Origin of the sequence: Leeuwenhoekiella aequorea (assembly GCF_004104375.1) — a bacterium.
Lineage (GTDB): Bacteria > Bacteroidota > Bacteroidia > Flavobacteriales > Flavobacteriaceae > Leeuwenhoekiella > Leeuwenhoekiella aequorea.
The window spans coordinates 204,844-230,165 of sequence record NZ_QOVM01000003.1; the positions used below are offsets into that span (position 1 = coordinate 204,844).

A 25,322-nucleotide genomic window follows, 5' to 3' on the forward strand; every position below is an offset into this window, starting at 1 on the left:
CTAACACTTTTTTGATCTGCGATGCTTTTCAAATAACTAGCTTACTTATATTTTTAACCCTTTAATGCATCTAAAAGTTTTACAGTCTCAACTGCTTCCTTCACATCGTGAACTCTTAATATAGAAGCTCCTTTTTGTAATGCTATTGCATTTAAAACTGTGGTTCCGTTAAGGGCATCTGCTGCTGAAGTATCAAGCGTTTTGTAAATCATAGATTTTCTAGAAACTCCTATTAAAATTGGTACATCTGCTATTTGCAGCTTTTCAGTATTTCTTAATAAATCAAAATTATGAGAGATTTTCTTAGCAAATCCAAATCCCGGATCGATAATGAGATCGTTAATGCCATAAGATCGGGTAGTAGCTATGCGCTCGCTAAAATACAAAAGTACCTCTCGCACCACATCCTTGTAATCTGCAAATTCTTTCATTGTTTGAGGAGAACCCTTCATATGCATCATAATGTAAGGAACTTGATAATCTGCAATTGTTTTGAGCATTTGATCATCAAGAACTCCTGCAGATATATCATTAATGATCGCCGCACCTGCTTTAATTGCCTTTTTTGCCACTTCAGCTCTAAAAGTATCTATAGACAAAATGACTTCTGGAAAATTCTTTAATAATAATGTTACTACCGGAAGTACACGTTCAAGCTCTTCATTTACCGATATATCTGTCGCGCCGGGCCGAGAACTATATCCACCTATATCTATAAATGTCGCACCATCGGTAAGCATTTTTTCCGCTAGACCTAAAATTTCTGAGTCATTTTTAATCTTTCCGCCGTCATAAAAAGAATCTGGTGTTATATTTAAAATACCCATAACGCGAGGTATTGAAAGATCTATGAGTTTTCCTTTACAGTTAATGCTTTTCATGAATTAGAACTATGTTTTTTTAGATTGCGTATTTTAAGCGAAATTTACGGAAAATGAATGAGCCTAATTCCTGAGGAATGTTTCAGAATTAAAATTTGCAGGCTTTATTCCTTATTAATTAGTATCCTTGGGATTTAATCTATATAAATGAAGCAAACTTCAGCGCAATACGATAATGTTATAACCACTTGTCGTAATCTATTTTCAAAAAAAATGAGTGACTACGGAAGTGCCTGGCGCATATTGCGATTACCATCGCTTACCGATCAGATTTTTATAAAAGCGCAGCGTATACGCGGACTTCAGCAGAATGAAGTGCATAAAGTTAATGAAGGAGAAGCTTCAGAATTTATAGGCATAATTAACTATTCTATTATGGCTTTAATTCAACTCGATAAAGGTGTTGTAGAACAGCCAGATCTAAGCCTTGATGAAGCCTTAGCAAGTTATGACCAGCAAGTGGCCATAACAAAAAATCTTATGGAGAATAAAAATCACGACTATGGTGAAGCTTGGCGTGATATGCGCATAAGCTCTTTAACAGATCTTATTTTACAGAAGTTACTGCGTGTGAAACAAATTGAAAATAACGAAGGTAAAACCCTAGTTTCTGAAGGTATAGATGCAAATTATCAAGATATGGTAAATTATGCCGTTTTCGCGTTGATATTAATGGAGGTAGATTCCGCTAAATAAAGAAAACATTGAAAAAACTAATTGGAGTAATTCGAATTTTTGTAGGTATTCTTTTTATAATATCAGGGTTTATTAAACTCAATGATCCTGTAGGTTTCTCTTTTAAGCTACAGGAATATTTCTCTCCAGATGTTTTAAACATTGAGTTTATGAGTCCGTTTGCATTGGGGCTGGCCATAATCCTGGTTATTGTAGAATTGGTTTTAGGGGTTGCCCTAATTATAGGGTATTATAAAAAAGCTACTATGTGGCTTTTGCTATTAATGATTCTCTTTTTTACGTTTCTCACATTTTATTCGGCATATTTTAATAAGGTTACAGATTGCGGTTGTTTTGGTGATGCACTTCCACTTACTCCCTGGCAATCATTTTCTAAAGATGTAGTCTTACTTATTTTAATTCTTATCTTATTTTTTAATTTAAAATACATCCAGCCATTCTTTTCAAATTTTGGCAGATCAATTGTGATCTTCGCTACTTTTATAGGTTGTTTAAGCTTTGGGTATTACGTGTTAATGCACCTTCCTGTATTTGACTTTAGGGCCTATAAAGTTGGAGTAAATATTAAAGAAGGAATGACTGTTCCTGAGGATGCCGAGAAAGCTATTTTTAATTATAATTGGAAATTTGATATCAACGGTACAGAGAAAATAATCACAACTCAAGGAGAATATCCTGCTTCTGAAGGTACATTTATAGAAGTAGATACCGAAGTAGTATCTCAAGGTTACGTCCCTCCTATTCATGATTTTACTATTGAAAGAGACGGTGAAGATTATGCTGAAGAGTTTTTAAGCGCTCCTAATGTTATAGTAGTAATCGCCTACGATTTAAATAAAACCGAATGGAATGGCTGGCTTGTTATAAAAAAACTGACCAATGAAGCTATTAAAAAGGGATATACAGTAATCGGCCTTACCTCGTCGGGTGAAGCAGAAGTTAATGATCTATTAGAAAAGCAAAATCTAAACTTTGAATTTTACTTTACAGATGCTACTGTTTTAAAAACGATTGTACGCAGCAATCCTGGAATTCTGAAGTTAAATAAGGGTACTATTCTTCAGAAAAAACATTGGAACGATGCGGAAGAAATTGAACTCCAAACTATATCTCTTACTAATGCCGATATCGATTTTGATTTAAAAAACCGACTTGATAGTATTGCAAAATACGATCAATTGTATCGTCCTTTACTTCAAGAAACAGACCTCGAAAAACGGGAAGCACTCGCTCAAAAATTAGGGCTGACTAAAGAGGATTATTCCGGTGATCTATGGAAAAAACAACGGCTACTCGATACGAGTAATTTAAAAGTCGTCAAAAATATATTAGATAACTATGGGTATCCGGGTAAATCAATTGTAGGCGAACCTACAAATCTTATTGCCATAGATGTTATTGAACATAATCCCATTCACATAGATCAGTACCTCGACTTATTTAAAGAAGCCGCGGCTAAGGGAGAGCTGCCAATGACGCGTGTCGCTGCATTAGAGGACAAGTATCTTATGCAGCAACATAAAGAACAAATATATGGTACGCAAGCACAGATAACCGCAACTAATGGTTTTTTCATATGGCCTATTAAAGAACCTGAGGGGGTAAATGGGAGACGTGCAGATGCTGGTTTTGATCGTACTATCGAGGAATACGCAGCCGAATTAATGGGTGAAAAAACTACCTACAAAGTTTTAAAATTATCTGATATTAAAACACTCTGATTTCCTTTTTCTTAAATAAAGTATGGTATGCCCTGTTAACCCTTTTTGGGGTGATAACAGTCGTTTTTCTATTATTTACAGTACTTCCCGGAGATCCCGCGCGTATGATGCTTGATCAAAATGAAGATCCCGAGCAGCTTGCAATTATTAAACATAAATATGGTTTTGACAAACCCGTAATTACGCAATACATCTATTATCTCAATGATTTGTCTCCGCTTTCATTGCATTCAACAAATTCCAAAAACTATACAAGTCTTAAAACAGGAAAGTACACGTATACCCCATTAATCACAGTAAATAAATACAATCTTGTTATTAAAGAACCCTACTTAAGAGAATCTTTTCAGAAAACCGGCAAAACAGTTGTAGATGTTATTTCAGAAACCTTACCAAATACGATTGTACTTGCTTTAAGCGCAATTAGTCTCGCTATTTTTCTAGGTATATTTTTAGGTATCGTATCTGCAAATGCTAGAGATACCTGGCTAGACAAAATCATCCAAGTTATTAGTACTTTAGGAATGAGCGTTCCCAGTTTCTTTAGCGCTATTCTTTTTGCATGGCTGTTTGGGTATGTACTTCACAAGTTTACAAATCTCAATATGACGGGTAGTTTATACGAGATGGATAATTTTGGTGAAGCAATAACCATACAATGGAAAAATATAATTTTACCGGCCATTGTTTTAGGTATACGTCCGCTGGCAGTAGTAATCCAGCTTATGCGCAATTCACTTCTGGAGGTTTATAATCAAGAATATATACGTACTGCACAAGCAAAAGGATTAAGTAAATGGCAAATAGTCTGGCGCCACGCTATAAAAAATGCATTAAATCCTGTGGTAACAGCAGTCTCTGGATGGTTTGCTTCAATGCTAGCCGGAGCTGTATTTGTTGAATATATTTTTGGCTGGAATGGTCTGGGCAAAGAAATTGTAGATGCGTTAAACACTTTAGACCTTCCTATAATAATGGGATCTGTTTTAGTTATTGCCACAATGTTTATTCTGATTAATATCCTTGTCGACCTTATTTATGGTCTTTTAGATCCTAAAGTCCGTATTAAGTAATGCAAATGTTGTAGAATAGATAGACTAACGTTATTTTTATATCTTATCATTTTTCTATATTTCTATCTCTTTATTTGAGATATTTCCCACGCTGATACGTACAACCAATTTCATATTCTGGAAGTGACTATTGTTAAATTAGCTACTGAACAATGATTAAAAAAGATATAAATACAACAACTACAAACCTATATACCATGAGAAAAAATATCGTAGCCGGTAACTGGAAAATGAATACCGATCTAGCCGAAACTCAAGATCTTATTTCAGGATTAAAAAAAATTGCAAAAACTTCTAATGCTGAGGTTATTATTGCTCCTCCTTTTGTTAATCTATACAGCGCATTTGAGTCTGTAAAAGGCCTAGACATTACAGTTGCAGCACAAAATATGCATCAATCAGACTCAGGAGCTTTTACTGGTGAGATAAGTGCTAGTATGTTAAAAAGTATAGGCGTTAACACGGTAATTTTAGGGCACAGTGAACGTAGAGCTTTTTTTAACGAGAAAGAAGATTTGCTTGCAGAAAAAGTAAATACTGCACTAGAAAATGATATGACAGTTATCTATTGCTTTGGTGAAGAACTAAAAGATAGAAAGTTTAGCGAGCACTTTGAGGTTGTACACAAGCAAATTAGCAATGCATTGTTTCATCTAGATGCTTCTGCCTGGGAAAATATTGTATTAGCCTATGAACCTGTTTGGGCTATAGGAACTGGAGAAACAGCAAGTCCAGATCAGGCTCAGGAAATGCACGCATATATACGTAAAACAATTGCAGATGAGTATTCTGAAAATGTTGCCGAGAAAGTTACCATTCTTTATGGAGGAAGTGTTAAACCTAATAATGCTGAAGAAATTTTTTCTAAACCAGATGTAGATGGTGGTTTAATAGGTGGTGCTTCTCTTAAGGCTGAAGACTTTATGGCTATTGTAAACGCATTTTAATATATATAAATGGCTGAAGCATATTCTGAATACGAGTTCAAAGTAAATCCAGTAAATCCCGGGGCAGAAATTCTCATTGCCGAACTAAGTGAACTTGATTTTGAAAGTTTTGATGAGACTGAAGATGGCGTTAAAGCCTATATTCTTTCTGCATTAGATAAAACTGATTTATTAAAAGATATTTATTTACTCCAAAATCCGGAATTCGAAATCAGTTACTCGGTGAACCTTATAGAGCCCGTAAACTGGAACGAAGAATGGGAAAAAAACTTCGAACCTATTGAAGTTGATGGTATTTGCTCTGTAAGGGCTCCTTTTCACCCTAAACCCGATACCGAGTTTGATATTGTTATTGAACCAAAAATGTCTTTTGGTACTGGTCATCACGAGACCACACATTTAATGATTAAGCATTTGCTTAAACTGGATGTAGAAGGATTAAAAACGCTCGATATGGGATGTGGCACCGGTATTCTGGCAATCTTGGCAGCTCTAAAAGGTGCACGACCTGTAGAAGCTATAGACATTGATCCTTGGTGTTATGAAAACACGATGGAAAATGTAGCCCGCAACGGAGTTGAATTTATTGAAGCATTTGAAGGTGATGTTAAACTAATTGATGGTAAACAATATGACTTGCTCATTGCTAACATCAATAGAAATATACTTTTAGCAGATATTCCTACCTACGCAAGTTGCCTCACTGAATCAGGAACTCTATTACTCAGCGGTTTTTATACTCAGGATATTCCGGCAATTACAGAAGTTTGTAATCAACACGGTCTAAATTTTATCATGAATTTTGAAAAAAATAATTGGGTAGCTTGTAAATTTGTAAAAAATTAATATACTGAATTTAAGCTTTTTGCATATGAGCACTAAAGAAAAGGTACAAGAAGAAGTTGACGTCCTCGAAGCGGAAGATAGAAATAACGAAATCATTGTTTACAATGATGATGTAAATACATTTGATCACGTTATAGAAACATTAATACACGTGTGTGAGCATACTCCTATACAAGCAGAACAATGCTCACTTATTGTTCACTATAAAGGTAAGTGTACGGTAAAAACCGGCAGCTATGAATACCTCGAGCCAAGATGTAGTGCTCTCTTAGATGCTGGACTTAGCGCCGAAATTATTTAGAAAAAACAGAATTTTAATATAAAAAGCCTCCTTGTTCAGGAGGCTTTTTTCTTATAGATAATTCGGTAGATAAATGGATTTAGTCGATTAAATGCAATTATTTAACGTTTAACGGTATTGTTTATCAGATATTTTTTAATAGTTTTCAGAAATCATTAATAAATATCAAATCTATGTTATCAAACACATTTAAAAAAGTAGCCCTTTTTGGGTTAGGTTGTTCTTTAGTGCTTGCCTCTTGCTCTGAAGATAAAACCGAAGAAGTTGTAGCTGTTACTGAAACCGCTGCAGAACTCGAAGTATCACAAGCGATCCTTGATCAAGTAGAAACTTTGGGAATGAATACCAGATATGTAAAGTGGGATTCGTTCTTTTTCCCCGACGGTACTTCAGAAATGCGCTTATTTTTAGAAGATGACATTGTAGTTACTCCAGAAGAGTTGACAGCTATGGTAAATCTTGAGAGTGCAGAGAAAGGTGTAAAAGGCACAGACAAGCAGTACAGAACATCTGCACTGGTTAGTCAAGGCCGCACAATTACAATTGTGGGTTATACCGGCGGTAGCCAGGCTCTAAGTTCTAAAGAACGTACAGCACTACAAATGGCGGTAGATAACTACAATAATTTGAGTGGTGTATCTATAACATTCAACCTAACCTTTGGTACGAGTTACCAGAGCCGTGATATGGTTGTTTATAACAATACCGTAAATAATCCTTCTGGAACTGGTGGTAGTGCCGGGTTTCCAAGTAATGGATTACCTTATAAATATGTACAAATTTATGGTCTTGCTAATTATAGTACAGACGTTGTAGAGCATGTACTAACACACGAAATAGGTCACTCTGTAGGCTTTAGACATACAGACTGGTTTAGCAGACAAAGCTGTGGAGACAACGTAAATGAAGGTGGAGATGCAAATCATATTCCGGGAACCCCAACTGGTTATGATTCTACCTCTATTATGTTATCTTGCTTTAGCTCAAGTGCAAGCGGAGAATTTAATGCTAATGATATTACGGCATTAAATAACATGTACTAGAAAGATTTAATTCCCCTAGAAAAGCCATTTAAAAATTAAATGGCTTTTTTTTAATTTATTCTTGTAGATATCTAAAAAAGACTTATATTTGCACCCGCAAAATGAGACAAATATATGGTTCAATTTTGCAAAAATAAAGGCCTTGTGGCGCAACTGAATAGCGCACCTGATTACGGCTCAGGAGGTTCCAGGTTTGAATCCTGGCAAGGTCACAAAAACCACACTTTCTAAGTGTGGTTTTTTTGTTATATATACTTCATATCACAAGATATCTGAATATTTGCTTAGTCACTGTTCGGTTATTATTTCCAATTAAATTTTTTTATCCTTCAGAGTATTGTAAGTATTGCTTTCAATAAATTTTAGTATTTTCCTCAAAATGCCCCAAACACTATACATTGCTGCAAGAATGAATCAGTTTCCGTATACAAATCAGAAAGAGCAAATCCTTAAAAAATACTATGTCAAAAATCGTATTCAATCTTATATTACTATTTACAGTTTCGGTAATGGTTGCACAAGAAGATGATAGTCCGGATGAGCCTATAATCCCTATTAATAAAGCGGGTTTACTAAAAAATATAGATATCACATTTGATATGCGTATGGATTTTCAGGCATATACATTTAGGGGTGGTGATAATTATTACAACGGTTTTCAGTTTGAAAACGGATTTACTGCTCTGGGAATTGCTGCTAAAATAAATGATAAGCTAAAATTTAATTTCAGAAATCGGTTTAATAAAGATAGTGATGTACAAAGTCTCGATCGATTAGGAAGTAACATCGAACTTGCCTACATAGATGTCAAATTAAGTAACTCGCTTAATATGTATCTGGGTAAAATGACCGCTTTTTACGGAGGTTATGAGTATGAGTTTATAGCACGTGATGTTCTTGAATATAATGATATATATGGTAATGCACTCGCCTTTGTTACTGGAGCTGGCTTGTCGTACAAAGCTTTTGATAATCATAAATTTGGAGTACAAATATTAAATTCCCGTACAGCCTTATATGAGGATCTTTATGGAGATATCATTTCTGAAAATATACAAGAACCAGACTGGCCGGTATCATTTGTGGGAAACTGGCGCGGAAGTTTCTTTGACGGAAAACTTGAAACCATTTACAGTTTAAGTCATTCTACGGAAGTAAAAGATCGTGGCACAACGTTTTTCACTTTAGGTAATAAGTATGAGAATAAGAACCTGACTCTTATGTATGATTTTCATTACAGCTATGAAGAAATTGATACAAAAGGCATCGTAACAAGCGTAACCAGTGATGAAGTAATTGCAGAAAATGTGACGTATATCGAAAACTGGTTTAGAGGAAAGTATCGTATAAATCCTAAGTTTGAAGGTTTGCTGACCTTGATGACAAGTAGCGCCTACGACAATGCCGAAACGGGAAAAGACCATATAAGAACAAGCTATGGGATAATCCCAACCGTTTATTACAGTCCGTTTAAAGACCTCAACGTCAAATTTTACTTTGCCTATATCGGAAGATATTACGATTATTCGGATTACGCCATTAACGAACTCGGAGCTTCTAGTTTTAATAAGAATGAAGTGCGTATAGGTTTTATAGCACCGCTACTTCTGCTATAAAAGATAGAATTTATTAAATGCGAGCTTGATAGGTAAACAAATTATGATAACGCCCCTCAGAAGCGATAAGTTCGTCGTGTGTACCGCGTTCTGCAATTTGACCATTTTCAATTACCAGAATCTGATCTGCTTTTCGAATAGTACTTAAGCGATGAGCAATTACAAATGTAGTTCTACCTTTGGTAAGTGTTGCAAGACTTTTTTGAATTAACGCTTCACTTTCAGTATCCAGATTTGAAGTGGCTTCATCCAGAATTAAAATTTTAGGATTTGCTAAAACGGCTCTGGCAATTGCAATACGTTGTCGCTGACCGCCAGAAAGTTTAACTCCACGCTCCCCTATTAAGGTGTCTAGGCCATCTTCAAAACGATCTGTAAATTCATTAACATAAGCTGCACGTACCGCAGCCTGTAACTCCTCTTCGGTCGCTTGAGGTCTTGGAAATAAAATATTTTGCTTAATACTTCCTTCAAAAAGAAACTCATCCTGTAAAACCACACCTAGGTTTTTTCTGAAACTATTTAAATCTACTTTAGTAATATCGTGACCATCTACAGAAATAACACCCTCTTGCGGATTTAGAAATGTTGCTGCTAAACCTGCTATAGTACTTTTTCCCGAACCAGAACTACCTACTAATGCCACAACTTCCCCCGGTTTTGCTTCAAAACTTATATTATGTAAAACCTCTTTATTTTCTTCGTAAGAAAACCGAACATTCTCAAAAACTATATGACCTTTAAAGTTTTCCAAAATCTCTGTACGCAGATCCGCATCAGCTTCCGGAGTCATATTCATGAGTTCCTCGGTGCGATCAAGACCTGCCAAGGCTTCCGTTAATTGGCTTCCTATATTACTCATTTGTACAATAGGAGCAATCATTAACCCCAAGAGAAAAGTAAACGTAAGAAAATCTCCTATTGTAAGCTGGTCTGTCATAATTTGATAACCGCCTATTCCCATAATTCCAGTTGTTGCCAGACCGAGTAAAAAAGTAGATGAACTGGTCATTAATGCAGTTGCGGTTAGACTTTTCTTTACATTCTGAAAAAGACGTTCTACACCCTCCTCAAATATTTTATTTTCTTGCTCTTCAGCATTAAATCCTTTAATAACACGTACACCTCCTAAAGTTTCGGTAAGTCTACCGGTTACTTCCGCATTTATCACCCCTCTATTTCTAAAAATGGGACGTATCTTTTTAAATGCCTTTAGTGCAATCAATGCAAACACCGCTAATGGTACTAGAGTAAAAAGCGTCATTGTCCAACTAATACGCAATAATAAGAGAAGCGAAACAACTGCGGTAACCGTACCACCTACTAGTTGCACTAAGCCTGTACCTATAAGGTTACGTACACCCTCTACATCACTCATAATACGAGAGACTAATTCTCCTGATTTTGTATTATCAAAAAAGCGAATAGGAAGAGATAGCACCTTTTTTTGAACTTGAGCACGCAACTCTGAAATCATATACTGAGCTTGTACGCTTAGAATTTTTGTTAAAAGAAACGAGGTGATAGCCTGAATTAAAATTGCAAAACCTACAGCAGCCACAAGTAGTTTAAGTAGATCTACTTTTTTATTGGGGATGATATCATCCATTAGATATTTTAAAGATAACGGAGCAACAAAACTAGCTGCTTTGCTAATCACGATTAAGATTAAACCAATAAATACCAGCTTTCTTCTGGGCCAGATAATCGTTTTAAAAGCACTTAAAATGCTTACTTTTTCTTTTGACATATAGCTATTGTTTGGAGCAAAAGTGCTTTATAATTTTATTTCCATCCTACAAGTATTTGATGTTACGTAGAACGTCTACTTAATAGTCGTTATACTTAATGAATATTATCAGATTAAAGAGAACTATTAAAAAAAAGAAACCCCCACGTTATCGTAGGGGTTTGTAATTCCAGTAGGATCTTAGCCTATTCTTCTGGTAGTAAAATAAACTCCGCATAATTTGATTCGTCAAAATAGGTGCGAGCTGCTTGCATAAAAAAGTCAGAATCAATCTTAGCAATTTCTTCCTCATAATTTAAAAAGCTGTCATACTCACGACCTAGCTCGTATGCTTCTCTAATTTTTGAAATCCAGAATGAATCATATTTTAAAAACTCTTCTGTATTGCTTAATTCAGCTTCTTTGATTTTAGCTACATTTTCTTGAGAGACTCCGTTTTTCTTCATCGCATTAATCTCCTCAAAAACCTTCTGTTTTAGTGCTTCAACATTTTCTGGCGCACACGTAAACCGTACTTCCATTCTGTACCAGTCATAAGGTCTGTCTGTCGTGAAACCACTTACACGCACACCATAAACACCACCCATATTTTCACGTAATTCTTCAGTAAGCCTTATTTTTAAAACCTTTGCAAGAAGGTTAAGCTTTTTCAATTTTTCTGGTGAATAATCGAGGGTTCCGGTAAAACGCATATCTACCTGAGCTTTATCATCTATTCCTTTTTTAACCGTTTTTTCTATTTTACCTGTAGCACGACGTAATCCTATATCTCTCCAATTACTTTTTTCTTTTACGTTAGAGGGCAAGCTAGCGAGATAAATAGTTGCTAATTCCTTAATTTGATCAGGATCAAAATTTCCTGAAAGTATAAACGTAAATTCATTTGCATTAGAAAAACGTTCTTTATAAAATGCAAATACCTCATCGAGATTAAGCTCTGCTTCTATCTGCTCTTCCTCAAGTGGAATTGCTCTTAAATGATTATTCATCATTGTTTTTGCAATTACTTTTTCAAAGTAAGAACCAGGATTGTCATCAGAATCTTTGTAAAGCGACATTAAACGCTTTTTATGAGAACCAAAGGTATTAGCATCTTTATTAGGCGCTGTAAAGTACAGATAAATCATTTGAAACATTCGTTCTAAATCCTCACGGTTACTACTTGCAGAGATTAGCTCATCGTAATAATTTATATATGGAGTTACAGATACATCCTTACCCATATTTAATTTCTGTAGCTGTACATTCGAAATTCCATTTACACCACTTTCAGAAATAATTCGCCCAGCTTCCCGTGCAGATACATACATCTCATCTGGAGCTACAGAACTACCTCCCGGTCTAAAACCACGCACAGCAATCATATCGTTTTGAAAGGTTGTAGGTTTTACAATAACCGTTACACCATTTTCAAATTTCCAGGTAGTAACATCAACTTTCTTATTATAGGATGTTTTACTCAATTTACCTGCTTGAGGTTTAGTTTTCATTAAAGCCACATTCGCCATATTATCTACATAAGGCTGTAATTTTAATGTTCTGGCTTCATCGAGAATGTCTAGAAGTTGTGCTTCTGAAAGAAGTTTGTTAGCATTCTTATCGGCCGCATTTAATATAACAGCGACATCAGTAGAATTTACCCAAGTATTAGCAATTGCATTTACTTCTTTTAATGTAATTGTAGGTAAGATCTGCTCATAAAAATTAAATCTAAAATCTTCACTAACAACGGGATCTTCAAAAGTGAAGTTATCTATTAATGCTTCAACATATACGCGATTAGGTATTTTATCAGATTCGGTTTTAAACAGAGTTGCATTCTGAAGAACTTTTGCTTTATATCGCTCCAGCTCTGATGCTGTAAACCCAAATCGTTTTGCACGCTCGCTTTCAGCAATTACCGCTTTAATACCTTTTTCTATGCCGTTTTCTTTTAAATCTGCTCTTAAATAGTAGCTGTCCTTATTTCCTAAGAAAAATCCTATTCCTGCAGTTGCACTTAAAAATGGCGCATCGCTATCCTGAGTTATCTCACTTAAACGCTCCCGTAACATTCCAGAGTATAAAATTTCTAAAAGTGACGTTTTATAATCCTTATAACTCAACGTCTTTTCGTGCTCTTTTTTAAAGTAAAAGGCTACAGTAGTTTTTTGAGTTTCCTCATCTGTAATTACTTTTGCAACCGGTTTTTTTGACGTTTCAATTTTATAGACGGTACGATCTTTTGCCTCTGAAACCACGTCAAGATCACTAAATAATTCTTTGACCTGAGCTTCTGCCTCTTTTGCATCAAAATCTCCAACAAGAACAAGAGCCATTAAATCTGGTCTGTACCAGTCTCTATAAAAGCGCTTCATTGCATCGTAATCTGAATTCAGTATAACATCAAGACTACCTATAGGAAGCCTACTTGCATATCGTGCATTATTTGTAATAACCGGTATAGATTGATCATACATTCTAGATGCTGCACCACTACGCGCTCTTAATTCTTCTGCTACTACTCCACGCTCATTATCGATCTCCTCATTAGAAAATGTAATACCTCCTGCCCAGTCTTTTAATATTTGCATGCTGGTATCAAAAATCTCCTGGTCATCTGTAGGTACAGTAAGTTTGTAAACAGTCTCGTCAAATCCTGTATGTGCGTTTAAATCTGCACCAAACTCCACTCCTATACTCTGCAAATAATCGATTAGTTCATTCTTTTTGAAGCTGTCTGTACCATTAAAAGCCATATGCTCCACAAAATGAGCTAATCCTAACTGATCTTCATCTTCCAGAATTGAACCTGCATTTATTACAAGTCGTAATTCTGCTTTATCTTCTGGTCTTGAATTTTCTTTAATATAATAGGTTAACCCATTATCTAAAGTCCCTTTTATTACAGAAGGATCCAGAGGCAGCTGCTGCTCCAGATTAGAAAAATTGGTTTGCGCTTGAGTAGCTACTGTACCGCAAAGTGTTAATAACGCGACACTAAGTGTCTTTACTAATCGAATCATATTTATTTTTTAGGGTAAAAGGATTGCCCGCAGCAATTGCAAGCAATCCTGTAATTAGGAATATAGTTGGCTAATCCTCAAGTATTAAAAATTGTAACCTGGGTTTTGGTTTTCGAAGTTTATAAACTCATTTCCTTCAATCTCAGGAAGTGGTATAGGAAGTATGTATTGATCTACACTTGTAATTGTAGGTTTTAACTCCATTGCTTTATCAAAACGAATTGCTGCAAACCAATCTGCCCCATTTTCAAAAGCCAGTTCTTTTATAATTTCTTCAAAAATTAAATCCAGTACTTCTGCTGTGGTGCTCGCAGTAGCATCATCATTTCCGGCTCTATTACGTATTACATTTAGGGGTGTAAGGCTCGCTTCAACACTAGCACCACTTCTGGCAAGTGCTTCAGATTTTATTAGATATATTTCTGAAAGTCTCATAAAATACGTGGGTCTATAGGTAGCCGTATTATTGGTTTTCAGAACCGTTAATCCGGAATAGGTAATGGGTTGTCTGGGATCGCCAGTCATTAATTCTGGAAACCAGGTTGTACCAGCTCTACCAGTATAAAAGCGCTTTCTGTTGTTTTGATCTGTATCAGAATTTTCATCTCGATATAATTGTAATATTATTTCTGATGACGAATAACCTTTACTAAAAGCTTCGGAAAAAGTAGGCTCTAAAGATCTTGCACTATTATTAATAACAAGATCTGCAGCTGCTGCAGCGGCTTCATATTCGCCCATATAAAGTAAAACTCGTGCTTTCAATGCTTGAGCAGCTACTTTAGACGCTCTGTAGTTCACATTAAAATCTGGAGCATTTGCAATAGCAAAATCTAAATCTGAAAGTATTTGTGTATAACATTCTTCTACAGTATTTCGAGCTTTACTTCGCGTCACAAAATTTACAGGCTCTGTTCTTAAAACAATACCTAATTCACTTGATCTATCGTAAAATTGACCAAAATAACGAAGTACATCAAATGTAGTCATCGCTCTTAAAAAATGAGCTTCACCTATAATTTCTGATCTTAGTGCATCACTAATTTCAGTATCCGGAAGCTTTTGAGTAAGATCTATACTATTATTTGAAGCATCCATTACAGCGTAAATAATTTTCCAGAAACTATTTACATTAGAATTATCAGATTGCAAATCATTTTCTGCAAACTCTCCATTTGCTGTACCTCCACCGGCTGTACTCATCGTACCTATAAGAGCACTTGGTATTAATTCTGAATACATATAATAATGAGAAACTGTATAGGAAACCATTTGTCCATATGCTCCATTGAGGAGTGCTTCTGCATCATCACTATTTTCAATAACATTATCTGGAACCAGATTGTTAGGTGGATCTTGATCTATTGCATCTACAATCTCACAAGAGACCGTAAGCAAAGCCAATAAACTATATATAATATATTTTTTCATGATTTATATTTTAGAATCTTAAGTTAATACCTAAGGTATATGCACTTTGTAATGGATATCTGTTTGTATCTCTACCAGACCCTGAGATATCATTATTAAATAAGGTTCCGCCCTGCGGATTTGCTCCTGGATAATTTGTTATTGTAAACAGATTTTGAGCAACTCCGTAAATAGCTAAGCCATTTATAAACGAAAAACGGTTTAAAAATTCTTTTGAAAACTCGTACCGTAGATTAAGCGTATTTAACCTCAAATAAGAGCCATCGTGAACATAAAAACTAGAGATGCTGCCATTACCATTGGGATCACGATAAACTGATCTCGGTACATTAGTAGGGTTTTCTGGTGTCCACGCATTAAGAACATCTGTTATTTTGTTTTCAGCAAAAAACGAACTTTGGAAATTCACATTTCGTGTCTGTGCAAACCACAATAAATCATTTCCTATTGAATAACTAAATTGTGCAGCTAGAGAAAATTGCTTGTATCTAAATGTACTTGAAAAACCACCATACAGGTCTGGTTGCGCATCTCCTATAACCTCCTGATCAAATGAAGAAATTATGCCATCAGGAACTCCATCTGGTCCAGAAATATCTCTGAACCTTATGTCACCAGGAGCAGTCTCATCATCTTGATATACACCTGCAGGTGCACTTGCATTAAGCGCATCGATAACAGCCTGATCTTGAAAAATACCATCTGCTCTATATCCGTAAATTAAACCTATAGGACTTCCTTCTCTAAGGCGCCCACCATTACCGGGTATACCAGTTACAAAACCTTCATCATCCTTGTAATCGTCGGCAATTTTTGTTAACTGATTTTTATTTTTTGTAGCGTTAATACGCAGATCCCAGCTAAAATCTTTTGATCTTATTACCGCTAGGTTTAACAAAAGTTCAAGTCCGGTATTCTTAGTTTCACCCACATTTGCAAGTATTGAACCGGCACCGGTATTACCGGGAGGAATTACTGGGAAAATAGCATCTTTAGTATTTTTCTCATAATATCCAAACTCTCCTGAAATACGATCATTTAAAAATCCGAATTCTACACCAAAATCAAGTTGCTGCGTAGTTTCCCACTTTAATTTATCGTTTCCTAATTGCGTTAAGATTACAGCACTATTAGCTCCATAGGTATACGTCTCATAGAGTGTACGCCATTGATATGCGCCAAAATCTTGTTGCCCCGTAGTACCTAAACTAGCTTTTAATTTTAGGTTATTAAGTGTTTTATTACCTTGTAGAAAGGCTTCTTCGGAAGCTCTCCAAGCTACTGCAGCGGCAGGGAAAAAGGCATATTTATTCTCCACGGCAAATTTAGAAGATCCATCTACTCGACCTAAAACGGTTAATAAATAACGATCATCATAATCATAATGAACTCTACCAAAATAAGAATGCAATCCAGATCCCTGACTTGTAGATAAACCACCATTGCTCGAGGTAGCACTACTTACATTACTTAAAACGCCATTGCTAAAACCTTCACCAAAGGCTTTGTTATAAGACGAACTCACTTTTTCAAAAGTGGTACCTAAAACACTTTCAATACTGTGTACATCATTAAAGGTTTTAGAATAAGTAAGATTCGAATTCCATTGTATAACAGAAGACTGTGTTCTACTGTCTTGAGCATACCCATCACCATCTCCTTGTAAACGGCTCCAGCCTCCTCGAGATAAATATTCTGGATAGTAGCTATTTTGATTTCCTGTATTATAATTTACAGAAAGTCTGGTTTCAGCCTTCAAACCATCTATTAATTCTAGTTGAGTAAAGAATGTTCCTAAAAATAGGAAAGTTTTATTTGTATTAATAGCTTGAGATAATGCTACAGGATTTTCAAAGTTACTTCCTGTTGAAAATGAATAATTTCCATCTTCATCCAGTACAGGTAAATCTGGTCTATATATATAAATACGATCAAAAAGTCCTGAGTCTGTAGCGTCCTGATCTGAGTATGTGGTTTGCAGACGTGTACCAAAAGTCCATTTATCTGTCGCTTTTGTATTTAAATTTAAATTTAAAGTATATCGCTTTCTATTAGATCCTTCAAGGGCTCCTTGCTCGTTTAAAGCAGATAATGAGGACGAATATTGAGTCGTTCCATTACCACCGCGAATACTCAAGTTATAGTTTGTTGAAACCTGATTAGAAGGATTTAATTCTTCTTCCCAGTTTGTATCTGCTGTTCCAAAATAAGATCCATCTCTCACACTTTGAGAAAAAGCATCTGTACTTGAGCTGTTATTCACAGCGGTAAGCCAAACTGCTTTAAACTGTTCTGCATTTAAAACATCAAGTGTAGGTGTATTTTGTACAGTAGTTGATGCGTTAAACTCAAATTGAGTTTTTCCGTCTTTGCCTCCCTGTTTAGTTGTTATTACGATAACTCCGTTTGCAGCTCTGGAACCATAGATTGCTGCTGCAGATGCATCTTTTAGAACCGTAATAGATTTAATATCACTAGGATTAATATTTCCTATTGGGGTACTTAAGCCTTGATTATCTAATTCTTGCCCTAGATTACTACCTTCAGTTCCTCCAATAGGAATATTACTTTCAGATACTACAGGAATACCATCAATCACATATAAGGGCTGGTTAGATCCAAATAAAGAAGTGGTCCCTCGAATACGAATTTTTGATGCCGATCCAGGTTGGCCATTGGGCGAACTCACATTTACACCGGCAACTAAGCCTTGTAAACCCTGGTCTACATTTATAGTAGGAGATTGATTCTGAAAACTTTCCATATCAACAACTCCTACAGAGCCTGTGATGTTTTCTTTTTTAACCTCTCCATAACCTATGACTACCACCTCACTCATCTCTTCAAGTGATTCTTTTAAAGTCACATCTATCTGGGTACGATTTCCTACTTGGGTTTCAAATTTTTCAAAACCTACATAGGTAAATACTAAGGTGCTTTCACTACCAGCATTAATACGATATCTACCATCAAAATCTGATGCACTACCACTATTAGATCCCTTTATCTTTACAGTCACGCCGGGAAGCGGCACACCTTTGCCATCTTTAATAACACCGGTAATTTGTGATTGCACTGTAGAACTAGCAGATTCTATACGTGTACTTATAGCAACATCTGCCGATGGCTTGAGTACAATAAGATTCTTTCTTATTATATAATCTGTGTTTGAAGATGCTAGAATTTTATCAAGAACTACTTGAATGTTTTCTTCATTCACATTTATATTCAGCAATTTATCTGCGCTTAATGTTTTCACATTATAGATAAATTTAAAATCGGTGATCGATTCTATTTTTTGCAATACCTGCTCAACGCTGGCATTGCTGAGATGGAGCGTAACCTTATTCCGCTGGGAATAAGAATTTGCCTGCAAACTGAATAAGGATACAAAAAGTAATAGCGTAGTGATTTTCATCGCTAGAGAATGTTTGTGTAAACGAGACATTATATGCCTCGTACAAATAGGGATTTTCATACATTTACGTTGTTAGGTTAATTAATTTGAACTAGTTGACTTTACATTTATTAGATCAGGGAATGTTGGCGCATTTCCTGATTTTTTTATTTATTCGTTATCGTAATTAAAGTATTGGTGCGTGTAAATTTAAAAGGAGCATCCAGAGCAAAAGCTTCTAGGACCTCATCAATAGTTTCTACATCAAAGCTGGCATTAAATTGATCTGTCTTAACACTGGTATTTTTATTAATGATTGTCACATTATATTTACGTTCTAGCTTCTGAAGAATTTCAGTAAATGTGGCTTCTCTAATAATTAATCTTCCTTCTAACCAAGCTACATGTTCCCAGATATTCGCATCAGCTACCAGTAGAGAACCTGCTTTAATATTAAACGACCCTAATTGATTAGGTTTTAAATAAACCGAAGGATTTTGAGTAGATTTCTCATTATACATTTTTACAGAACCCTCTACAAGTGCTACTGTTACCTCTGCATTTTCGGTATAAGAATTCACATTAAAAGAAGTACCCAATACCTCAACATTTACACCCTGGGTATTTATAACAAAGGGCTGATCTTCCCGCTTGCTTACATTAAAATACGCTTCTCCATGTAAGGTGATCAATCGTTTCTCTCCACTTTTAAAAGCAATAGGATAGGTAATACGACTACCAGCATTAAGTCTTATAGAAGATCCATCTCCAAGCTTAAGTGTGAACATTTTACCGTGCGGTACGTTTAACGTATTGTAAGTAATGTCTTCAGAATTAAGTATTGGCTTATAAATAAGTGTGTCTGCATTTTGCGAAGCAATTGCTTCCCCTGCCGAGTTAAAGAGCTGTTTAGTAGATTCGGTTTTTATAAATTCAACTTTTCCATCACCCGTTTCTACACTTAGTGAATTCACTGTACTAGAAGAATTAAAATCTGATGCAAATGGCTGATAATAAAAGTTGAGGAGTATACAAATACCTGCAACTGCAGCGACGGCAGCATAACGATAAAAAGATTTTCTGCGTGAGGTTTGTAATGGAATGACCGCTTTTCGGTCTTCGACTTTAACTAAAACTTCTTCCCAGGCAGATTCAACATCTAGATTTTGCAATGTATGCAAATCTGTTCCTGCTGCTTTTAATTCTTTCAGCTTATTATAAAACGCTTTGTTTTCTGGAGTTTTATTTATCCACTCTTCAATCCAAATACGATCTTCTGGACTAATCCTTCTGTTGAGATACTTTAAGAGTAAGCGTATTTCTTTCTTCATAGCAGCACCAATTAAAATCAGGTTCTACTAGTAAGAGTCATAAATATTTCTTTGGGGTGACGTGAATTGCGAAAAAAATTATAAAAAAGTAAAATTTAACATTTAAACATCAAACAATATCCATAATATTTGAACATAATTCATTGATTCACGCAAAATTCTGTACGCTTTTTTTATCTGGCTTTTTAATGTGTTCTTGGAAATTTCTAAACTTTCTGCAGCTTCAGAATATTTGTAACCGTGTATAACACACAGTTCAAATGCCTTTCGACATTCGCTAGGAAGCAAATTCAGTTCTTTTAAAACTAGTACAGATTCTTCTTCTTTAATTAGTTGTGACTCTTGGGATAGATTTTTAGAAGCTAGACGTTCTTCAGCCTTTGTAAGTGATTCTGTAACGGCATTTTGCTTCAAAAATTTTAAGCAACTGTGGTAAACACTTGTCTTTATATATGCCTCCAGATTATTGATGTGGGCAAGCGAATCAGCTTCTAGAAGTTTTACAAAAACATCCTGCACAACATCTTTTGCATTGTCTTTATCTAGAACATAACTGTAAGCAAAGATGCAAAGGCTCGTGTAATTATCTTGAAAAACAGATTTTATTTCTCGCGTTGAGGTATTCAAAAAAGTTAGGGCTTCTTTATGTTAAAGGCTAAATATAGTTTAGTTCTCGCAAAAAGTAGATCTCTATTCGAATTTTTACGAGGAATGCAATGAATACCGCAAAGTAATGAGCGTTTACATTTTTAAAACAGCCAATACCATTAAATCAAAAATGACAGGCTTAACATTTTATTTGAAATAATATCATTTCACATTTGGTAACTTCTATTTTTAAATATAATCTGATGAAATCCTTTATAAATAATCCAAAAGAAGTAGTTAATCAAGGCTTGGAAGGCCTGCTTACAAATGCTAATCTTACCTATCTTGATAGCTTTCCTGAGATACGTGTAATTTTAAAAACAAATATTGATAAATCTAAAGTCTCAGTCATATCTGGTGGAGGTTCTGGTCATGAACCTGCTCATGCAGGATTTGTAGGAGATGGTATGTTAAGTGCTGCTGTATGCGGAGATATATTTGCATCTCCTTCAGTAGATGCCGTATTAGCAGCAATTCTTGCTACCACTGGTGATGCAGGCTGTTTATTAGTCATTAAAAATTACACCGGAGATCGACTTAATTTCGGACTTGCAGCAGAACAAGCTCGAGATATGGGGATTCAAGTTGAAACTGTGATCGTAGGTGACGATATTTCTCTTGGTGAGGATGTAGAACAACGTGGTCTGGCAGGAACGCTCTTTGTACATAAAACTGCTGGTGCTCTTGCACAAGCTGGTAAATCTTTATCGGAAGTAACAGCTATCGCTCGTAAAGTGGCAGATAATACCTATTCTATAGGATTGTCGCTTGAAGAAGGTCAAAAATTTCAAGATGTCGAAGAATCGCGTTTTGCAGAAGATGAAGCAGAATTAGGCTTAGGAATACACGGAGAGCCTGGAGTAGATAAAATAAAAATGGCAACTGCAGATGAATTAATGAATCAGGCTCTCGACAAATTATTAGAATATTTACCCGAAAAACAATCCCAAAACTATGCACTGCTGCTTAATAATTTAGGAAGCGTTACGCCACTAGAAATGAATATTTTATTGCGTGCTTTCAATAATTCTGATTTAGCTAAAAAAGTATCGTATCTAGTGGGTCCGGCAGCACTAATGACTTCGCTTAATATGAAAGGATTTTCGGTAACAGTATTAGAATTAGATGATGAAATTACAGAAGCGCTTCTAGAAAATGCCGCCCCGGTTTCCTGGTCTATTGCATCTTATGGAAATAAAAAAGCTGTCGAATCTCCAGAATTGCCAAAAATGCTTCAGTATGATTCTTCTTCTAATGCTGAAACATTAAAATCTTTAGAGAATATCTTAGATGAATTAATTAGCACCGAAAAAGAACTCAACGCCATTGATGAAAAAGTAGGTGACGGTGATGCCGGCTCAACCTTCGCTACAGGTGCAAAGAAAATCAAAGAGTTATTAGACAAACTTCCACTAGATGATCCCGGGAAGTTATTAATAACAATTGGTCGCATTTTGGCTCGAGAAACCGGTGGATCTAGCGGTGTACTTCTATCCATACTTTTTACACGAGCTGGTAACGCTTATAAAGAAAATACTGACCTGGGTAAATCTTTAGTTGCCGGACTGGAGAAAATGAAAGAGTTTGGTGGCGCATCAGAAGGTCAACGTACTATGATCGATGCAATGCAACCTGCTTTTAACGTGTTGAGCGATAGTGGTTCTTTAAAAGAGGCTACGAAAGCTGCACGAAATGGAGCCGATAAGACTAAGGAAATCACTAAGACTGAATTTGGTCGTTCGTCTTATTTGGGTGAAAATTCTCTAAAAGGAATTCCTGATCCCGGTGCTGAAGCTGTTGCACGTGTTTTTGAGCGCTTGACAAGTACCAACTAATTAAAAACTTTTGCTATGCTGCAATTAAAGATTGATAATTCTCAAGACTATTGGGTTTTAGAAGATCGAGTTAAATCCCTTCTGATACCTTCAGAAATCTGTATAGATAACTCCGTGACAGTTCCGCAGGTGCTTGATGATAATAAGTTGGTCTCTGGCGTAGAGGCTATAAATAAATATCTCGATGATTTAGAAAGCTTTACAAAACAATGGTATGCGTGTCGATGTGATATGTTTCCGCTGTAATCCTTTTAAAATTATAAAGCGTAATATTTACATTTAATACTGTATTTTTAGCATTCATTTGCTAAAAATACAGTCATTATGCGAACTCCACTTTTATTCATCCTTTTAATTATATCTACTACGGTTCTGGCTCAGTCACGATCTATTATAGAACTTCACACTGGATGGAAATTTAAAAAAGGCAATTTTGAAAATGCATACCAAATTGACTTTAATGATACTGGTTGGCAAAATGTAACCGTACCTCATGATTGGGCTATTTATGGACCATTTGATAAGGAAATTGATAAGCAAACTGTAGCTATCACACAAAATGGTGAGACCAGCGCTACTGAAAAAACAGGTCGTACTGGATCATTACCATTTATTGGGAACGCCTGGTATCGCAATACATTTGAAATTCCTGAGCATACAGAAAATAAGAAAACGCTCCTCCTTTTTGAGGGAGCTATGAGTGAACCTCAAGTCTACCTCAACGGTGTAAAAATTGGAGAGTGGGCTTATGGTTATGCTTATTTTTATTTTGACATTTCTAAACATCTTAAACCGGGTAAAAACACACTCGCAGTTAAACTTTCTAATGAGTCATTTTCTTCACGATGGTATCCTGGAGCGGGACTTTATCGCAAAGTAAGTTTGATCACAAAAAATGCTCAGAGTATAGATCAATGGGGAACTTTTATTACTACTCCTTTAGTGACTGAAAAGGAGGCTAAAGTCAATATTAAGACAGCTGTAACGGGTAGTGATCTCAAAATGGTCACCAGTATTTATGATAAAACTGGAAAAAGGATAGCCAGTGATTCTACTTCTACACTATATAATTCTAAATTTGAACAGAATATTAAAGTGAATAATCCCAACTTATGGAGTCCTGAGAATCCATATTTATATACATCAGTTTCTCGCTTATATGTCGGAAATAAACTCACAGACGAAGTAAAAACTACGTTTGGAATACGTAGTATTTCCTATTCTTCTGAAAACGGTTTTCAGCTTAATGGCAAAACGCGCAAATTTAAAGGCGTTTGTCTGCACCACGATTTAGGTCCGTTGGGCACTGCTGTTAATAAAGCGGCTTTAAGAAGGCAAATGACAATTTTAAAAGATTTAGGTTGTGATGCCATTCGCAGCGCACATAATATGCCCTCCTTTGAGCAACTTGAACTCGCCGATGAAATGGGATTTTTATTTTTAGCTGAAAGTTTTGATGAATGGAAAAAGCCGAAAGTTGAAAATGGGTATAATCGATTTTTTGATGATTATGCAGAAAAAGATATTACAAATTTAGTACGAGCTACTCGCAATCACCCATCAATTGTAATGTGGAGTGCGGGCAATGAAGTGCCAGATCAATATGGAAGTGAAGGTGTAAAGCGGGCAAAATGGCTGCAGGACATCTTTCATAGAGAAGATCCTACACGACCGGTTACCGTAGGTATGGATCAGGTAAAAGCTACTATGGAATCTGGCTTTGGAGCTATCTTGGATATTCCGGGACTTAATTACCGCGTGCATTTGTATGAAGAAGCCTATGATAAGTTTCCGCAGGGATTTATACTGGGATCAGAAACCGCATCTACAGTGAGTTCTCGCGGAATTTATAAGTTTCCAGTTAAAAAAGCGAGTATGAAAGAATATCCAGATTTACAAAGTTCATCTTACGATCTGGAGTATTGCAGTTGGTCAAATTTACCTGAAGATGATTTTATTTTGCAAGATGATAAGCCCTGGGTTATAGGTGAATTTGTATGGACAGGATTTGATTACTTAGGCGAACCTACACCCTATGATACAAGTTGGCCTGCACGAAGTTCTTACTTTGGAATGATTGATCTTGCCGGTATTCCTAAAGATCGTTACTATCTATACCGCAGCCGCTGGAATACAGAAAAGGAAACTTTACATATCTTACCACATTGGAACTGGGAAGGACGTGAAGGCGAGAAAACGCCTGTTTTTGTTTACACAAACTATGATCGCGCAGAATTATTTGTGAATGGTAAAAGTCAGGGAATTCAAATTAAAAATGATTCTACACCACAAACGCGTTATCGCCTTATGTGGAATGAAGTCATTTATGAGCCCGGCACATTAAAAGTCATTGCATATACTCAAGATGGATCTGTAGCTGCTGAAAAAAAAGTTGAAACTGCCGGTAAACCTTACGCTATACAATTAGAAGCTGACCGTAAAACTATCACTGCCGATGGTAATGATCTATCATTTGTAACGGTTTCTGTCGTTGATAAAGTGGGGAACATTTGCCCTACTGCAACTAATCGCTTAAACTTTAAAGTTACCGGCAACGGAGAATTTAAAGCAGTTGCCAATGGCGATCCCACTTCACTAGAAGCATTTCATAAACCAACTATGAAATTATTTAGCGGTAAACTAGTCGTTCTAGTTCAAAGTGACATTACCAGTGGTGACATACGCCTAAAGGTTAGTGGAACAAGTTTAAAATCTGCGGTGTTAAAACTCAAAAGTACACCTATCAATTATTAAATGAGCTTAACTCCTTTTTTGTAACTTTATAAAAAAGAAAAAAAGTC

The 25,322-nt window shown here is 35.8% G+C and carries 18 protein-coding genes and 1 tRNA gene; 12 read left to right on the plus strand and 7 right to left on the minus strand.

Features of this window, described 5'->3' with window-relative positions:
• Nucleotides 1–53 precede the first annotated feature (53 nt).
• Nucleotides 54–881 carry a dihydropteroate synthase gene (gene folP / locus DSM00_RS08295; RefSeq protein ID WP_128757573.1) on the minus strand — a complete coding sequence of 276 codons (828 nt, stop codon included), beginning with the start codon at nucleotides 879–881 and terminating at the stop codon, nucleotides 54–56.
• Between the two features lie 147 nt (nucleotides 882–1,028).
• Here folP and DSM00_RS08300 point away from each other — a divergent pair, with 147 nt between their 5' ends.
• From DSM00_RS08300 to DSM00_RS08340, 9 genes are all read left to right on the plus strand, one after another.
• Nucleotides 1,029–1,577, plus strand: coding sequence for a DUF1599 domain-containing protein (locus DSM00_RS08300; protein WP_128757574.1), 549 nt, complete (start codon nucleotides 1,029–1,031; stop codon nucleotides 1,575–1,577).
• Nucleotides 1,578–1,585: 8 nt separating this feature from the next.
• A complete protein-coding gene (locus DSM00_RS08305; RefSeq protein WP_128757575.1) occupies nucleotides 1,586–3,298 on the plus strand; it encodes a BT_3928 family protein in 1,713 nt (570 codons plus the stop codon).
• On the plus strand, nucleotides 3,295–4,371 hold the full coding sequence (locus DSM00_RS08310) for an ABC transporter permease (RefSeq protein ID WP_128757576.1): 1,077 nt from the start codon (nucleotides 3,295–3,297) through the stop codon (nucleotides 4,369–4,371). The genes DSM00_RS08305 and DSM00_RS08310 overlap by 4 nt, the downstream gene beginning before the upstream one ends.
• Before the next feature lie 197 nt (nucleotides 4,372–4,568).
• The gene (gene tpiA, locus DSM00_RS08315; RefSeq protein ID WP_128757577.1) at nucleotides 4,569–5,318 is read left to right on the plus strand and encodes a triose-phosphate isomerase; all 750 of its coding nucleotides are present in this window, start codon (nucleotides 4,569–4,571) and stop codon (nucleotides 5,316–5,318) included.
• Nucleotides 5,319–5,327: 9 nt separating this feature from the next.
• Entirely contained in the window at nucleotides 5,328–6,164 is an 837-nt protein-coding gene (gene prmA, locus DSM00_RS08320; RefSeq protein ID WP_128757578.1) for a 50S ribosomal protein L11 methyltransferase, read from the plus strand.
• A gap of 25 nt (nucleotides 6,165–6,189) precedes the next feature.
• A complete protein-coding gene (locus DSM00_RS08325; RefSeq protein ID WP_128757579.1) occupies nucleotides 6,190–6,465 on the plus strand; it encodes an ATP-dependent Clp protease adaptor ClpS in 276 nt (91 codons plus the stop codon).
• A 173-nt stretch (nucleotides 6,466–6,638) separates the two neighbouring features.
• A complete protein-coding gene (locus DSM00_RS08330; RefSeq protein ID WP_128757580.1) occupies nucleotides 6,639–7,508 on the plus strand; it encodes a M57 family metalloprotease in 870 nt (289 codons plus the stop codon).
• A gap of 138 nt (nucleotides 7,509–7,646) precedes the next feature.
• Nucleotides 7,647–7,720 (plus strand) — tRNA-Arg (locus tag DSM00_RS08335).
• 249 nt (nucleotides 7,721–7,969) lie between these two features.
• Nucleotides 7,970–9,124, plus strand: a complete 1,155-nt coding sequence (locus DSM00_RS08340) for a porin (protein WP_128757581.1) — start codon at nucleotides 7,970–7,972, stop codon at nucleotides 9,122–9,124.
• A gap of 13 nt (nucleotides 9,125–9,137) precedes the next feature.
• On the opposite strand, the gene DSM00_RS08345 is transcribed toward DSM00_RS08340, so the two are convergent.
• From DSM00_RS08345 to DSM00_RS08370, 6 genes are all read right to left on the minus strand, one after another.
• Complete coding sequence (locus DSM00_RS08345; RefSeq protein WP_128757582.1) at nucleotides 9,138–10,874, minus strand: ABC transporter ATP-binding protein; 1,737 nt, start codon at nucleotides 10,872–10,874, stop codon at nucleotides 9,138–9,140.
• 185 nt (nucleotides 10,875–11,059) lie between these two features.
• Nucleotides 11,060–13,879, minus strand: coding sequence for a M16 family metallopeptidase (locus tag DSM00_RS08350; protein WP_128757583.1), 2,820 nt, complete (start codon nucleotides 13,877–13,879; stop codon nucleotides 11,060–11,062).
• A gap of 84 nt (nucleotides 13,880–13,963) precedes the next feature.
• The gene (locus DSM00_RS08355) at nucleotides 13,964–15,310 is read right to left on the minus strand and encodes a RagB/SusD family nutrient uptake outer membrane protein (RefSeq protein WP_128757584.1); all 1,347 of its coding nucleotides are present in this window, start codon (nucleotides 15,308–15,310) and stop codon (nucleotides 13,964–13,966) included.
• A 10-nt stretch (nucleotides 15,311–15,320) separates the two neighbouring features.
• Nucleotides 15,321–18,788, minus strand: coding sequence for a TonB-dependent receptor (locus tag DSM00_RS08360; RefSeq protein WP_128757585.1), 3,468 nt, complete (start codon nucleotides 18,786–18,788; stop codon nucleotides 15,321–15,323).
• A gap of 86 nt (nucleotides 18,789–18,874) precedes the next feature.
• Nucleotides 18,875–20,038 carry a FecR family protein gene (locus DSM00_RS08365; RefSeq protein WP_128757586.1) on the minus strand — a complete coding sequence of 388 codons (1,164 nt, stop codon included), beginning with the start codon at nucleotides 20,036–20,038 and terminating at the stop codon, nucleotides 18,875–18,877.
• A 102-nt stretch (nucleotides 20,039–20,140) separates the two neighbouring features.
• A complete protein-coding gene (locus tag DSM00_RS08370) occupies nucleotides 20,141–20,665 on the minus strand; it encodes an RNA polymerase sigma factor (RefSeq protein ID WP_128757587.1) in 525 nt (174 codons plus the stop codon).
• A gap of 224 nt (nucleotides 20,666–20,889) precedes the next feature.
• Here DSM00_RS08370 and DSM00_RS08375 point away from each other — a divergent pair, with 224 nt between their 5' ends.
• The 3 genes from DSM00_RS08375 (at nucleotide 20,890) to DSM00_RS08385 (ending at nucleotide 25,275) form a co-directional block, all read left to right on the plus strand.
• Nucleotides 20,890–22,521: a dihydroxyacetone kinase subunit DhaK gene (locus DSM00_RS08375; RefSeq protein ID WP_128757588.1), complete on the plus strand. Its 1,632-nt coding sequence runs from the start codon at nucleotides 20,890–20,892 to the stop codon at nucleotides 22,519–22,521.
• A 15-nt stretch (nucleotides 22,522–22,536) separates the two neighbouring features.
• A complete protein-coding gene (locus DSM00_RS08380) occupies nucleotides 22,537–22,767 on the plus strand; it encodes a hypothetical protein (RefSeq protein WP_128757589.1) in 231 nt (76 codons plus the stop codon).
• A 78-nt stretch (nucleotides 22,768–22,845) separates the two neighbouring features.
• The gene (locus DSM00_RS08385; protein ID WP_128757590.1) at nucleotides 22,846–25,275 is read left to right on the plus strand and encodes a DUF4982 domain-containing protein; all 2,430 of its coding nucleotides are present in this window, start codon (nucleotides 22,846–22,848) and stop codon (nucleotides 25,273–25,275) included.
• Nucleotides 25,276–25,322: the final 47 nt, after the last annotated feature.